This window comes from Streptomyces luomodiensis (assembly GCF_031679605.1).
GTDB lineage: Bacteria > Actinomycetota > Actinomycetes > Streptomycetales > Streptomycetaceae > Streptomyces > Streptomyces luomodiensis.
In genome coordinates, this window is the sequence record NZ_CP117522.1 from 5,148,780 (window position 1) to 5,162,895 (window position 14,116).

General features: G+C 70.0%; 9 protein-coding genes. 5 read left to right on the plus strand and 4 right to left on the minus strand.

All coding sequences use genetic code 11. From position 1 onward, the window contains the following. Nucleotides 1-117: 117 nt before the first annotated feature. Nucleotides 118-1,944, minus strand: coding sequence for an acyl-CoA dehydrogenase (locus PS467_RS21650; protein ID WP_268973308.1), 1,827 nt, complete (start codon nt 1,942-1,944; stop codon nt 118-120). 136 nt (nt 1,945-2,080) lie between these two features. On the opposite strand from PS467_RS21650, the gene PS467_RS21655 reads away from it, so the two are divergent. Continuing rightward, nucleotides 2,081-2,578, plus strand: coding sequence for an SseB family protein (locus PS467_RS21655; RefSeq protein ID WP_268973309.1), 498 nt, complete (start codon nt 2,081-2,083; stop codon nt 2,576-2,578). A 130-nt stretch (nt 2,579-2,708) separates the two neighbouring features. After that, nucleotides 2,709-3,680 (plus strand): pirin family protein, encoded by a 972-nt coding sequence (locus tag PS467_RS21660; protein WP_311036652.1) that lies wholly within the window; start codon nt 2,709-2,711, stop codon nt 3,678-3,680. A gap of 120 nt (nt 3,681-3,800) precedes the next feature. On the opposite strand, the gene PS467_RS21665 is transcribed toward PS467_RS21660, so the two are convergent. Continuing rightward, nucleotides 3,801-6,230: an SdrD B-like domain-containing protein gene (locus tag PS467_RS21665; protein WP_311039925.1), complete on the minus strand. Its 2,430-nt coding sequence runs from the start codon at nt 6,228-6,230 to the stop codon at nt 3,801-3,803. 490 nt (nt 6,231-6,720) lie between these two features. Between PS467_RS21665 and PS467_RS21670 the strand changes: the two genes are divergently transcribed. Next, entirely contained in the window at nt 6,721-7,416 is a 696-nt protein-coding gene (locus PS467_RS21670; RefSeq protein WP_311039926.1) for a hypothetical protein, read from the plus strand. Between the two features lie 7 nt (nt 7,417-7,423). Here the strand turns inward: PS467_RS21670 and PS467_RS21675 are convergent, their stop codons facing one another. Continuing rightward, on the minus strand, nt 7,424-8,773 hold the full coding sequence (locus PS467_RS21675; RefSeq protein WP_311036653.1) for a right-handed parallel beta-helix repeat-containing protein: 1,350 nt from the start codon (nt 8,771-8,773) through the stop codon (nt 7,424-7,426). A gap of 67 nt (nt 8,774-8,840) precedes the next feature. Between PS467_RS21675 and PS467_RS21680 the strand changes: the two genes are divergently transcribed. Continuing rightward, nucleotides 8,841-9,992 (plus strand): Dyp-type peroxidase, encoded by a 1,152-nt coding sequence (locus tag PS467_RS21680; protein WP_311036654.1) that lies wholly within the window; start codon nt 8,841-8,843, stop codon nt 9,990-9,992. 17 nt (nt 9,993-10,009) lie between these two features. Here the strand turns inward: PS467_RS21680 and PS467_RS21685 are convergent, their stop codons facing one another. Then, a complete protein-coding gene (locus PS467_RS21685; protein WP_311036655.1) occupies nt 10,010-12,175 on the minus strand; it encodes an ATP-binding SpoIIE family protein phosphatase in 2,166 nt (721 codons plus the stop codon). 119 nt (nt 12,176-12,294) lie between these two features. Here PS467_RS21685 and aspS point away from each other — a divergent pair, with 119 nt between their 5' ends. Further along, complete coding sequence (aspS, locus tag PS467_RS21690; protein WP_311036656.1) at nt 12,295-14,112, plus strand: aspartate--tRNA ligase; 1,818 nt, start codon at nt 12,295-12,297, stop codon at nt 14,110-14,112. Nucleotides 14,113-14,116 lie beyond the last annotated feature (4 nt).

The following is a 14,116-nucleotide window of genomic DNA, read 5'->3' on the forward strand; positions in this document are numbered from 1 at the left end:
GACGGACCAGGGGGCCGGCCGCCCCGCTGGAGGATGGGACGGCCGGCCCCCTGGCCGGATGAGGGAGGAGCCTCGGAGCCCGCGGAACCCTCGGGGCCCGCGGAGCCCTCGGAACCCTTAGAACGCAGACTCGTCGAGGTCCATCAGCCCCTTGTCGACCGACTCGGCCAGCGAGCGCTGCACCGAGACGCCCGGCAGCACCTCCTGAGCGAAGAACTTCGCGGCGGCGATCTTGCCCGCGTAGAAGGACCGGTCCTTCGCGGAGGCGGTGCCCAGCTTCTCGGCGGCGACGGCCGCGCCCTTGAGGAGCAGATAGCCGATGATCACATCGCCGGAGGCCAGCAGCAGCCGGGTGGAGTTGAGACCGACCTTGTAGATCGAGCTGATGTCCTGCTCGGTGGCGGCCAGATCGGTGAGCATCGCGCCGACGATCGCCTCCAGGTCCACCGCGGCACGGGCCAGCTGGTCGCGGGCGGCCGCCAGCTCCTCGCCCCCGGCGGCCTCGGCCAGGAACTTCTTGATCTCCTCGGAGACCACGGTGAGCGCCTGGCCCTGATCCCGGACGATCTTGCGGAAGAAGAAGTCCTGACCCTGGATGGCGGTGGTGCCCTCGTAGAGCGTGTCGATCTTGGCGTCCCGGATGTACTGCTCCAGCGGGTACTCCTGGAGGTAGCCGGAGCCGCCGATGGTCTGGAGGGACTGCGCCAGCTGCTCGTACGCCTTCTCCGAGCCGTAGCCCTTGACGATCGGCAGCAGCAGGTCGTTGAGGCGGCTCGCGGCGGAGGCGTCCTCGCCCGCGGCCTCCTTGACCATGACCTCGTCCTGGACGGAGGCGGTGTAGAGGACCAGCGCGCGCAGGCCCTCCGCGTACGCCTTCTGCGTCATCAGCGAGCGGCGCACGTCCGGGTGGTGGGTGATGGTGACGCGCGGGGCGGTCTTGTCGGTGAAGGTCGCCAGGTCAGGGCCCTGCACCCGCTCCTTGGCGTACTCCAGCGCGTTGAGGTAGCCGGTGGAGAGGGTGGCCATGGCCTTGGTGCCGACCATCATCCGGGCGAACTCGATGATCTTGAACATCTGGCGGATGCCGTCGTGCTTCTCGCCCAGCAGCCAGCCCTTGGCCGGACGGTCGGCGCCGAAGGTCAGCTCGCAGGTGTTGGAGACCCGCAGACCCATCTTGTGCTCGACGTTGGTGGCGTACACGCCGTTGCGCGCCCCGAGCTCACCGGTCTCCCAGTCGAAGTCGTACTTGGGGACGATGAAGAGCGACAGCCCCTTGGTGCCGGGCCCCGCGCCCTCGGGCCGGGCCAGCACGAAGTGGATGATGTTGTCGGAGAGGTCGTGCTCACCGGAGGTGATGAACCGCTTCACACCCTCGATGTGCCAGCTGCCGTCCTCCTGCCGGACCGCCTTGGTGCGGCCCGCGCCGACGTCGGAACCCGCGTCCGGCTCGGTCAGCACCATGGTGGAGCCCCACTGCTTGTCCACCATCAGCTGGGCGATCTTCAGCTGCTCCTCGGTGCCCTCGTCGTGCAGCACGCCCGCGAAGGACGGACCGGAGGCGTACATCCAGATCGGGGTGTTGGCGCCGAGGATCGTCTCGGCCGCGCCCCACAGCAGCGAGCGGGGGCAGACCGTGCCGCCGAGCTCCTCCGGGACGCCGAGCCGCCACCACTCGGCCTCCATGTAGGCCCGGTAGCTCTTCTTGAAGGACTCCGGGAGCGGCGCGGTGTGGGTGCTGGGGTCGAAGACGGGCGGGTTGCGGTCGGAGTCGGCGTAGCTCTCGGCCAGCTCGTGCTCGGAGAGCCGGGATATCTCGGCGAGCACGCTCTTGGCGGTGTCGACGTCCATCTCCGCGAACGGGCCGGTGCCGTACACCGTGTCGCGCCCGAGCACCTCGAAGAGGTTGAACTCGATGTCGCGGAGATTCGACTTGTAGTGCCCCATGGCGACGGCTCCGTAAGGATCGGGAGGCGGGACCTCTGCGTTGACGCGTATCGGATCAGCTGTCGCCATGATGCTACCCGTGGGTAATAAAGGGCAACCCTCAACCGGGCAACTGTGACTCAGTACGCTTCTGTGCATGTACGGCTACGACCAGAACGCGAGCGCAGGGCAGGGTTACGCCGCCCCGCCGCCTCCGCCGCAACAGCCGCCGCATGCGTCACATCACACGCAGGCGGGTGCGGCCTACGGCCAGCAGCCGCTCTACCCGGAACCCTCGCCGCCGTCGCTCGCCGACGCGGTGCGGGCCTTCACCACCGGCTCGATGTCGGCCGAGGACTTCCAGCAGATCTTCGCCGGCTCGAAGGTCTACTGCCCGCGCGGTGACAATCCCGGTTTCCTGGCGCTGCACAACACCCAGCAGCCGGTGATCCCCATGTTCACCTCGCTCAAGGAGCTGCGGCGGTACGCGGGCAAGGAGTCCAAGTACTTCGTGATCACCGGTGCCGAGGTGATCGACCTGCTGCCCAGCGGCTACGGCTTCGTCCTCGACATGGAGGGTGAGCACCGCATCGTCTTCGACGCGAAGGCGGTGGAGCAGATGGTGGACTTCGCCATGCGCCGCATGTACGGGTAGATCAGCATAGGTCGGCATACGTCCGGATATCGCCGTTCGCCTCGTAAGGTGCTCGCGCGGAAATAAAGGCCCTCTTGCAGGTCGTTCACCGTTCAATTAAGTTGAACAGTGAACGACCTAGGAGGCCGTCATGCCCGCAGTGACCGTAGAGAACCCGCTGACCCTGCCGCGCGTCGCGGCACCCGCCGAGGCACGACAGCGCCCCGTGCTCTCCGTCACCACCGCTCCCGGCGGCCTCGAGGGCGAGGGCTTCCCGGTGCGCCGGGCCTTCGCCGGAATCGACTACCGGCACCTGGACCCGTTCATCATGATGGACCAGATGGGCGAGGTGGAGTACGCACCGGGCGAGCCCAAGGGCACCCCCTGGCACCCCCACCGCGGCTTCGAGACCGTGACCTACCTGATCGACGGCACCTTCGTGCACCAGGACTCGCACGGCGGCGGCGGCACGATCAACGACGGCGACACCCAGTGGATGACCGCCGGCTCCGGGCTGCTGCACATAGAGGCCCCGCCGGAGTCCCTCGTCATGTCCGGCGGCCTCTTCCACGGGCTCCAGCTGTGGGTGAACCTGCCGCGTGAGCACAAGATGATGCCGCCGCGCTACCAGGACATCGGCGGTGCCAAGGTCAAGCTGCTCACCTCCGCCGACGGCGGGGCGCTGCTGCGCGTCATCGCCGGTGAGCTGGACGGTCACCAGGGTCCCGGCATCACGCACACGCCGATCACGATGATCCACGCGACGCTGGCGCCGGGCGCGGAGATCACGCTGCCGTGGCGGGAGGACTTCAACGGCCTGGCGTACGTGCTCGCGGGGCGCGGTGCGGTCGGTGCCGAGCGCCGGCCGATCCACCTCGGCCAGACCGCCGTCTTCGGCGCCGGCTCCTCGCTCACCGTCCGTGCGGACGAGAAGCAGGACGCGCACACGCCGGACCTGGAGGTCGTCCTCCTCGGCGGACAGCCCATCCGTGAGCCCATGGCCCACTACGGCCCGTTCGTCATGAACACCAAGGCAGAGCTCCAGCAGGCGTTCGAGGACTTCCAGAAGGGGCTGCTGGGCACGATCCCCTCGGTGCACGGGATGTCCGAGGGCGGAATGTAGGGCTCGCCGGGACCATATCTCGCCGGCCCCATATACGGATGAGCCCCGTCCGGATACGGACGGGGCTCATCCACGCCTGCGGGCGGGCAGGATCACCCGTCTTTCAGCGTTGTCCCGGCGTTACCCGGCGCGACGCTTCCGGGTCACGAACGCGAATGCCGCGCCCGCACCGACCAGCAGGGCACTGAGGGCCGTGATCTTCAGCAGGCCGGCACCCGTGTTGGCCAGCGCACCGCCGCCTCCGCCGTCACCGCCGCCACCGCCGGTCTGGGGGCCCGGCTTGTTGGGCTGCTCGGAGGCGGGCGGCTCCTGGGCCGGCGGCGTGGACGACGACGGCGGCGGAGTGGTCGGAGGGGTGGTCGGCGGTGTCTCCTGGGGGATGTAGACGCCGGCGTCGATCGTGTGGTCGACCTCTCCCGGCTTGTCCGGCGCCGTGACGGGCGTCTGCCCGTCGCACAGCCGCCCGGTCTCGGGCGGGGTCACATTGGAGTCATGGGCCCGGTTGTCACCGGCCCTCGGGAGCGTGAACCGCAGCTCGGTGGCCTCCGGCTGTTCCGGCACGTTGCTGGTGTCCGCCGTGCACACGTCGAACTCCACCGTGTACTTCGCACCCGGCTCGAGCTCGTAGGCGGCGCCTACCCCACCGAAGTAGTACTCGCCGGCGGCGTCGGTCGTGGTCGTGGCGACCTGCTTGCCGTCCGCGTCCAGCAGGTTGACCGTCGCGTCCGGCAGCGGCACCTCGTTGGGTCCCTCGGGATCCTGGATCCCGTTGTGGTCGCCGTCGAACCACACCCGGTTGCCGATCTGGATCGGCGCGTTCGCCGCCTCATAGGCGACATCGCCCAGCCCACCGGCCTTGCCGAACGCGCTCTGTGCCTGACTGACGAACTGGTACCCGTTGGCGGTCGGAGCGTTGCCCGGACCCTGACCGGTCGTGACGTCGTAGTAACCGGTCCCGGAGGTGGCGACGTTGACGACCGGGTCGAACTCCGTGCTGATGACCCACTGCTGCTGCGGAATGTAGGCCACCGACCCCAGCGCGGTCTCCGCGTGCACTCCGTTGCCGAAGAAGTCGCCCGGGAAGTACTCGACGACATCGGCGTCCTGGGTGCCACCGGTGGTGGGGCTGGCGTGGTTCGGGCAGTCCCCGGTGCCTTCCCACGAGTACCCACCGGTGGGATTGGCGCAGGCCATGGTGATGTCGCCGCCGGCCATGCCGCTTTCCGGGGTGTCGTTCCCCGGCCTCGGGTCCAGTCCGCCCCAGGCCACGACGTCCATGAACCGGTCGCGGAAACCGAGGATCATCGAACCGTCGCGGGTGAAGGCGAGGGAGGCGAGCTCCGGCTGCGGATCGATGAAGACGTTGCCCACCTTCCGCGCGTCCCACGTGTCCAGGCTGGTGTTCCACGGGTTCCAGTGGGTGGCCTGGTCGACGTCGTTGGAACCGAAGACGGAGCCGCGCTTGGCGGTGAGCGGCTGGGTCAGCACCGTGTCGAACCGCGACCCGTCGTAGGTGTAGACGACGGCCTTCAGGTCTTCCCGCTTCTGTGTGCTCTCCGCGCTGCACACACCGCCGACGTACAGCTTGTTGTCGTGGGTCTGAAGACCGAACGGCCGCCAGTCGCCGGAGCTCGCGCAGCCAGGGTCGGGAATGCGCACCGTCGCCTTGGGCGCGGACGCGGTGGCCCCGGTCGCGTCGAAGCTGACCAGGCGCCGGGTCAGCAGGTTCACCGCGTAGAGCGTCGAGCCGTCCTCGGACAGGGCCAGGCCGCCGATGCTCTCCTTGCCCGGCGCGTCGGTGAACCCGGCGTCCTTGATCATGTTGCTGCCGTCGTGCTGCGTCTCCACGGCGCCCGGCACCTTCGCGAACAGGGTCGGCGCGCCGCCGCCGTTGGTCGGCGTGGTGTAGATCGCGTCACCGCCGCCCGGCCCGTACGGGGTGTACCGCCGGGCGAACGCGCCCTGGAACATTCGCTGCTTGTACTTGTCGTAGGCCAGCGCGAACGTCGTGCCCACCTGGTCCTGCGTGTTGAGGACGGTCGGGCACGCCGTGTCCGGACACGTACCTCGTTTGTCCGTCCCGAACGCCACGAGTGCCCGGGTGTCATTCCCGCCGGCGCCGTTCTGGATCGGTACGAAATACCGTGTCTCCGGCAGCGCGTAGTCGGCCGGGTCCCAGACCCCGGTGATCACCGAGTCGTCCTTGCCGTCCGACACGTCCACGAACGTCGTGAAGCTGTCGAAGTGGTTTTCCACCGTCGAGGCCGGCGCCGCCTGAAGATACTTGTTGTACGGCGCCGGAATGGTGACATCGACGCGGTACTGGCCGCCGGTCAGCTCGGTCGACTGCGAGACCACGACCTTTCCGGTGGCGTCCGTGGTGCCGGTGACCCGGTGGCCGTCAGGGTCGGTTACCGCGACCTTCATGCCCCGCTGGGGAACATCCATGGTCGTGTTGATCACACCGGTGCCGAAGAAATCCCGCAGCACCTGAACGGTCAGGGTTCCGTCGCCCGTCGATGCGGTGGCCGTCCCGGCCGTCGCGCCCATGGCGCTGCCCACCACCAGAAAACCGCATAAGCCCGCTCGGGCCAGCGGGCCCGTATGCTTCCCGGCTGTCCGGCGTAATCTTCTGCACACTCTTCTCACAGCCATAACGCTCCCCTCGTCATGTGAACCGAACACCCGCTCGACAGTCGCGCATCCGCTTCCCGGCCGCGGGTGACACTCCGGCCATGAAAAAGCGCCCACCGCTGTTTCGGTGGGCCTGCTCGTTCTTGGTCGTTTTGGTCTTCTTGGTGGATGTGGCGAATTCAGGGAGAACAAGGGTCCGAATATTCATCCTGAAACCGTTCCACCAGGGACGATACTGTACTGGGTGGGCGCCAAGATCGGGGGGCAGGTCATGAATGGGCGAAAAGTATTAGCAATGCTCCGCGTGCGGAGCACCGAGCGAGGTCTCCCACGGCGCGCGGCCGGCCGGCGCCGATGGCCGCGGCCTCGCTGGGTGGCGGCCGCCATCGGTGGTGTGGCCATCGCGGTGGCCACGTTCCTGGTCGTCGGCAGCGGCTCCGCCCCCACCGGTCCCAAGACCTTGACCTCGGATCAGGCCAACCGTCTGGCGGTCACGCGGTTCCGTAACTACCAGGCGGGCGGGCGCGCCGTGACGATCGACGTGCCGGGCACCGCCGGCGGGCTGACCATCACCGGGTCCATCGACTATCGCGGCGGGATGGGCTACGGCGCGGTGCGCGGCACCGGGCGCGACACCTCCAGCGATGGACTGATCGCGTGGACGGCCACCACCGTGTCGGTCCACCCGATGGCGAACCCTCCGGCGAAGGCACCGGCACGGCCGCCGGAGTCGGGCTGGTACAACCGTCCGCTGCAGAGGTACGGCAGTTCGCTGGACAGCACACTGTCCATCGCGCTGAAGCTGGGCAGCGACCGGCCGGACAACGCCGAACTGCTGCCGCAGAACGGTGCCGCCTGGGTGGGCCGGGACCGGTTGGACGGCCATCGGGTGGACATCATGACCGGGCCGAGCGCCCGTGCCACGTCCAGTACCGCCCCGAGTACCGCCCCGAGCGACGTGCGCTACTGGATCGGCTCGGACGGCACCATGTACCGGGTCCGCGTCGGCGTGGCGTCCGCGCCGCAGCCGGTGGTCATCGATTTCGACACCCAGAAGTACGTCCCGGTCCGGCCGGTACCCGGACTCACCCCGACGCGGTAGCCGCCGCTCAGGACGTCCGCACCCGCGCGCCCGTGGCGAGCAGTGACGCCGGCGGCAGCGGGACGTCCGCCGTGTCCGGCAGCGCCGGAACGGCCGGAACGGCGGTCGCGCCCGTGGTAGTGGCGTGCGGGAACTGCGGCTGTCGCGGAGGCGCTGCCACATCGGTGAACGGGATACCGCCGGGTGCCGTCGGCTTCGACCAGGCGCCGGACGGCGAGGAGGACCGGGCGGGGCGCGGGCAGGACGCGGTGGTCGCCAGCCGGGCGGGCACCGTCGTCCGCAGATCGTTGCCGCGCAGGCAGTTGCCCCGGCCCCGGGTGGCGGTGGGGAACGTCCAGCCCACGTCAACGCCGTTGGCGGTGAAGGTGTTGTCCAGGATGCGGTTGCCGTCCGGCGCTATGTCGGCGGTTGCGGTGATCATCAGCCCGGCGTTGCTGTTGTCGGCGACGCGGTTGCGGACGAACTGGTTGTCGGTGCCGCCGTCGACGCCGATGCCGATGCCCCATCCGCCGTCGGCCTGTTCGGGGGTGGCCGTCTGCTGGTTGGCCGCGATCAGGTTGCCCGCGATGACGGCATCCTGCTGCGGGAGCAGTTTCTCCTGGTGGTCGGAGTTGGTGGTGAGTCCGACCCGGTTACCGACAAGGCGGTTGCCGACGACGTACATGTCGCCACTGGCGTTGGTGCCTTCGTAACCGACCGCGTTGAGTTCGGCGATGTTGTCCCGCACCACGATGTGGCAGGGCTTGCACTGTCCGACGTAGAACCCCGAGTCGGCCGCGCCCGACGCGTACGAGTGCTCGATGACACCGTTCTGCGCGGAGAACGCGTAGATGCCGTACAGCCCGTTGCGGGTCGCGGTCACGTGGGAGACCAGGAACGATTTCAGGAAGGTGACGGGCTCGTCGCCGGTGTCGTAGCCGCCGGACTGTCCCGGCAATCCGGCGGCCGCCTTCGCCGAACCGGTGACCAGGACCCCGTTCTGCGTGTTGTTCCGCACGGTCAGGTTCTCCACGGCCACCCCGGGAGCGGAGACCACGATGCCGTTCGGCTGCTGTAAGCGCCCGTCGATGACGACCTTGTCCCGGGACGCGCCGCGAAGCGTGATGCGAGCCGTGGATATCTTCACCGACTCGTGGTAGACGCCCGGCGCGACCAGCACCAGATCACCGGACCGGGCCAGGGACACCGCGTCCGAGATCGTCGGGGCGTCGGCCGGCACGTTGATCGTCACATGCGCACCGGACGGTCGTCGGCCGTGGTTGGAACCGTCACCGTCATCGTCCGCGCCGCAGCCGACCAGTACGGGGGCCAGTGTTCCGAGCACCGCGGCCATCAGGCGAAGACGGAGACGAGGCATGGCCTCATCCTGGCACGGAGGCCGACGGAGTCGCAGGCGCCGGAACGGATATGGCACAGTTCACACTGTGCGCCAATCCGATTCCCGTCCGTCACGCCGCGCCTTCCTCGGTGCCACCGGTACCGTGACCGCCGTCGGCCTCTCCGCCGGGTGCCAGTCGGATTCCGCCCGTCCGGACCGGTCCGATGCCCCCGCGCCGACCCCGCCGGTCTCCCCAACGGGCCGGTACCAGGCGGGCATCACGCTTCCCCAGCCGGCCCAGCGGAACCTGCTGGCCGTGGTGGCCGACCTCGCTGACGCCGGGTCCGTCCGTCCGCTGCTGGCCGAACTCGGCGAGGCCATCCGCACCCTCACCACGGGGACCGACGCACGGCTGATGGGCCTGGAGCCGGGCGATCTGACCGTGACGATCGGGGTGGGCCCCCGACTGGTGCGCACGGTCGATCCCGCCCTGCCCGGCGCGAAGGACCTGCCACGGTTCTCCCGTGAGCGGATCGACCCATCGGCACGCGGCGGCGACCTGCTGATACAGATCTGCGCCGGCGACGCCCTGGTGTTACCGATGGTGGCCGCCGCGCTGCTGGAGCAGGCCGGTGACCGGATACGCGAACGCTGGCGGCAGTCCGCAGGCCGCGGCTCCAACGTCCGAGTGGATCAGGGCCTCGCCGCGCCACGAAACCTGTTCGGTTTCGTCGACGGCATCGTGGGCCCCCACACGAAGGCCGAACAACGACGCCACCTGTGGCTGGCCGGGCCGGCTCCGGTCGCAGACGGCACCCTCGCCGTCGTACGACGCATGGAACTGGACCTGCCGCGGTTCGCCAAGCTGTCCGTCGCCGAACAGGAAGCGGTCTTCGGCCGGCGCCGAGCCAGCGGCGTGCCCCTCTCCGGCGGCACCATCGCCTCGGGCCCGGACCTCGGCGCCAAAACGCCGGACGGACGCTATCTCGTCCCGGCGGACGCCCACGCCCGCAGAGCGCACGCCACCGCGGTCGGGGTCGGCCTCATGCTCCGTCGCTCCTACAGCTTCGACGGACCCGCCCCCGGCCTGCTCTTCATGAGCTTCCAGAACGACCTGCGCACCTTCACCAGCACCCTCACCCGTATGGACGCTTCGGACGCCCTGCTGCCGTACACGACCACGACCGCCAGCGCGACCTTCCTGATCCTTCCGGGTTTCGACGAGGACCACCCGCTTGGTTCCCGGCTCTTCCGCTGACCGGGCCGGCCGCCTGATCAGCGCCCATCGGGCGGAGGCGGGGGCGAGGCCGCGCCGTCCGGCGACGCCTCGTACAGCTCGTACCAGATGCACTTGCCCTCGCCGCGCGGATCGACCCCCCAGTTGTCGGCGAGCATCTCCATCAGCAGCAGTCCGCGCCCCGACGAGGCCAGCTCGCCCGGCCGCCGGCGGTGCGGCAGCTCATCGCTGCTGTCGGCGACGTCCAGCCGCAGCCGCCGGGCCCCGCGCACCCCGCTGACCTCGGCCACCAGCAGGGCGTCCCCGTCGGTGTGCACCAGGACGTTGGTGACCATCTCGGAGAGCATCAGCACCGCCGACTCCACCTGGTCCGGATCGGCCCAGTCGTGCAGCATCTCGCGCAGCTGCCGGCGGACGCCCGCTATGCGCTCCGGCTCGGCCTGCGCGACCGTGACCGCCGTCCGCCGCACCGGCGCCGTACCGGGCCCGACCAGGCACACCTCCGCGTCCCGGCGGATCAGCAGCAGCGCTATGTCGTCCTCGCGCCGGTCCGCCAGCGGGCCGGTGGAGTGGTGGGAGGGCGGCCCGTGCACCGCCTGCACCAGGGACTCGGCAAGCGCCTCCAGGTCGTCGGAGCCGTCGGAGCCGCCGGCGCGGTCGTACGGGGTGGCCCGCTCGAAGACCTCGCGGATCCGGGCCCAGCCGGTCTCCAGATCGTGCCCGCCGGTCTCGATCAGCCCGTCGGTGCACATCAGCAGCGTCTCACCGGGCTCCAGCACCACCCGGGTGGTCGGATAGTCGGTGTCCGGGACGATGCCCAGCGGCAGCCCGCCCGCCGTGGGCCTGATCATCATGGTGCCGTCGGCGAGCCGGACCGCCGGGTCGGGATGGCCCGCGCGGGCGATGTCCAGGGTGCCCGCGACCGGGTCCACCTCCATGTAGAGGCAGGTGGCGAACCTCGGGTCGTACCGGCCGTCCGGGCCGTCGGGCTCGGCCAGTCCGGCCAGGAAGCGGGAGGCGCGGGAGAGCACCGCGTCGGGGTGGTGCCCCTCGGAGGCGTACGCCCGGACCGCGATCCGCAGCTGCCCCATGATCCCCGCGGCGCGCACATCGTGGCCCTGGACATCGCCGATCACCAGCGCGGTACGCCCCGAGGGCAGCCCGATCACGTCGTACCAGTCGCCGCCGACCTGGAGCCCGCCGCCGGTCGGCACATAGCGCGCGGCCACCGTCAGCCCCGGGATATCGGGCTTGCCGGCGGGCAGCATCGAGCGCTGGAGCCCGTCCGACAGCTCCCGCTCGGTCTCCTGGAGCGCGGCGCGGGACAGCGCCTGGGCCAGCATCCGCGCGATCGTGGTCAGCACCGAACGCTCATCGGGCGAGAACGACACCGGATGGGCGAATCCGGCCATCCACGCGCCGATGGTGCGGCCCGCGACGATCAGCGGCAGAAAGGCCCAGGACCGGCGCTTACGGGGCCGGCCCAGCGACCAGGCGGTCGGAAACCGGCCGCGGTAGTCGTCCGGCGTGGGCAGATAGACCGCCCGGCCGGTGCGGATCACCTCGGCCGCCGGATAGTCGGTGTCCAGCGCCATGTCGTGAAACGGGTGATCGGTGCCCGCCCGCGGCCCGTGGTGGCCGATCACCGAGATCCGCTCGCCCCGGAGGCCGAAGACCGCGAGCCCCTCCGGCGAGAAGCCCGGCATGGACAGCCCCGCCGCGACCCGCAGCACCTCGGCGGTGGACATCGCCTCCGCCAGCGCCCGCCCCGCGTCCAGCAGGAACGCCTCCCGGTTGCGCCGCCAGTCGCCGGTGATCGGCGGGCCGGCGGCCGAGGTGCCCGGCAGCGGCTCGGGGACCTCCTGGAGGATGCCGAGCAGATAGTGGCCGTCCTCGCTGTCACCCCGCGCGATCGGCCGGGAGCGGGTGCGCACGGTCCGCAGTACGGTGCCCTTCTCGTCCACGACCCGCAGCCGGGCCTCGGCGAGGGTGCCCTCGGCCACCGCGAGCTGGACCATCCCCTTGATCTCCAGCCAGTCCACCGGGTGGAAGCAGGCGCGGGCGGCGGCCACGGGGAGGGTGACGGCCTCGGCGGGAAGGCCCACCAGCCGGGCGGCCTCCGCGTCGTAGCTGACGGCGCCCGAGACACTGTCCCAGCGCCATAGGCCGGTCGCTATGGCGGCCAGCAGGTCCTCGGTGCGCATTGCACTACCTTATGGGGATTTGCCAACCGCTTACCAGCGAGGGGCGCGGCGCCGGTAGGCTTGGCCGGAAGCTTCCCGAGGGTACGTACGCCTCCCGATCGACACGACTTGGATGAATGATGCATCGGTACCGGTCCCACACCTGTGGTCAGCTCCGCGCCGCTGACGTCGGCACCGACGTCCGGCTCTCCGGCTGGCTCCACAATCGACGGAACCTGGGCGGCATCCTCTTCATCGATCTCCGCGACCACTATGGCCTGGTCCAGCTGGTGGTCCGCCCCGACACCCCCGCCAACGAGGCCCTGAGCTCGATCAGCAAGGAGACCGTCGTCCGCGTCGACGGCCGGGTCATCGCGCGCGGCGCGGAGAACGTCAACCCCGAGCTGCCGACCGGCGAGATCGAGGTCGAGGTCACCGATGTCGAGGTGCTCGGCGCCGCCGACCCGCTGCCCTTCACGGTCTTCCCCGAGGACGGGGTCGGCGAGGAGCGGCGTCTGGAGTACCGCTTCCTGGACCTGCGCCGCGAGCGTATGCACCGCAACATCATGCTGCGCTCCGCGGTGATCTCCGCGATCCGGCAGAAGATGACCGCGCAGGGGTTCAACGAGCTGGCGACCCCGATCCTGTCCGCCACCTCGCCCGAGGGCGCCCGGGACTTCCTGGTCCCCTCCCGGCTGCACGCGGGCAAGTTCTACGCGCTGCCGCAGGCCCCGCAGCAGTTCAAGCAGCTGCTGATGATCGCGGGCTTCGACCGCTACTTCCAGATCGCCCCCTGCTTCCGCGACGAGGACGCCCGCGCCGACCGCTCGCCGGGCGAGTTCTACCAGCTCGACGTCGAGATGAGCTTCGTGGAGCAGGAGGACGTCTTCGGCGTCATCGAGAAGGTCATGACCGAGCTCTTCGAGGAGTTCGGCGGCGGCCGCCACGTGACCTCGCCGTTCCCGCGCATCCCGTTCCGCGAGGCCATGCTGAAGTACGGCTCCGACAAGCCGGACCTGCGGGCCAAGCTGGAGCTCAAGGACGTCAGCCATGTCTTCGCGGGCTCCGGTTTCAAGGCGTTCGCGGACAAGCACGTCCGCGCGCTGGCCGTGCCGGACACCGCCGACCAGCCCCGGAAGTTCTTCGACCAGCTCGGCGAGTTCGCCGTGGAGCAGGGCGCGAAGGGGCTCGCCTGGGTCCGGATCGGCGAGGACGCCAAGCTGACCGGGCCGATCGCGAAGTTCCTCACCGACGAGGACGTCGAGAAGCTGATCGCCGAGGTCGAGGGCAAGCCCGGCACGTCGGTCTTCTTCGGCGCGGGGGAGTTCGACGAGGTCTCCAAGATCATGGGCGCGGTGCGCGTCGAGGCCGCCAAGCGGGCCGGCCACTTCGAGGAGAACGTCTTCCGCTTCTGCTGGATCGTGGACTTCCCGATGTTCGAGCGGAACGAGGACACCGGGCAGATCGAGTTCTCCCACAACCCCTTCTCCATGCCGCAGGGCGGCCTGGAGGCCCTGGAGACGAAGGACCCGCTGGACATCCTCGCCTGGCAGTACGACATCGTCTGCAACGGCGTGGAGCTGTCCTCCGGCGCCATCCGGAACCACGAGCCGGACGTCATGTACAAGGCGTTCGAGATCGCGGGCTACGCCCGGGAGGAGGTGGAGCGCGAGTTCGGCGGCATGCTGCGCGCGTTCCACTTCGGCGCCCCGCCGCACGGCGGTATCGCCCCCGGTGTCGACCGCATCGTGATGCTGCTCGCCGATGAGCCCAACATCCGCGAGACCATCGCCTTCCCGCTCAACGGCAACGCCCAGGACCTGCTGATGGGCGCGCCGAGTGAGGTGGACGAGGCCCGGCTGCGGGAGCTGCACCTGTCGCTGCGCAAGCCGCCGCAGGTCAAGAAGGCCGAGCAGGCCGAGAAGGCGGAGGGTGCGGCGGAGCAGCCCGCCGAGTAACGGG

Excerpts from the sequence above, each read along its gene's own strand:
- PS467_RS21650 (WP_268973308.1), bottom strand. The coding sequence starts at position 1,944 with ATGGGGCACTACAAGTCGAATCTCCGCGACATCGAGTTCAACCTCTTC.
- PS467_RS21655 (WP_268973309.1), top strand. The coding sequence starts at position 2,081 with ATGTACGGCTACGACCAGAACGCGAGCGCAGGGCAGGGTTACGCCGCC.
- PS467_RS21660 (WP_311036652.1), top strand. The coding sequence starts at position 2,709 with ATGCCCGCAGTGACCGTAGAGAACCCGCTGACCCTGCCGCGCGTCGCG.
- PS467_RS21665 (WP_311039925.1), bottom strand. The coding sequence starts at position 6,230 with ATGGGCGCGACGGCCGGGACGGCCACCGCATCGACGGGCGACGGAACC.
- PS467_RS21675 (WP_311036653.1), bottom strand. The coding sequence starts at position 8,773 with ATGCCTCGTCTCCGTCTTCGCCTGATGGCCGCGGTGCTCGGAACACTG.
- PS467_RS21685 (WP_311036655.1), bottom strand. The coding sequence starts at position 12,175 with ATGCGCACCGAGGACCTGCTGGCCGCCATAGCGACCGGCCTATGGCGC.
- aspS (WP_311036656.1), top strand. The coding sequence starts at position 12,295 with ATGCATCGGTACCGGTCCCACACCTGTGGTCAGCTCCGCGCCGCTGAC.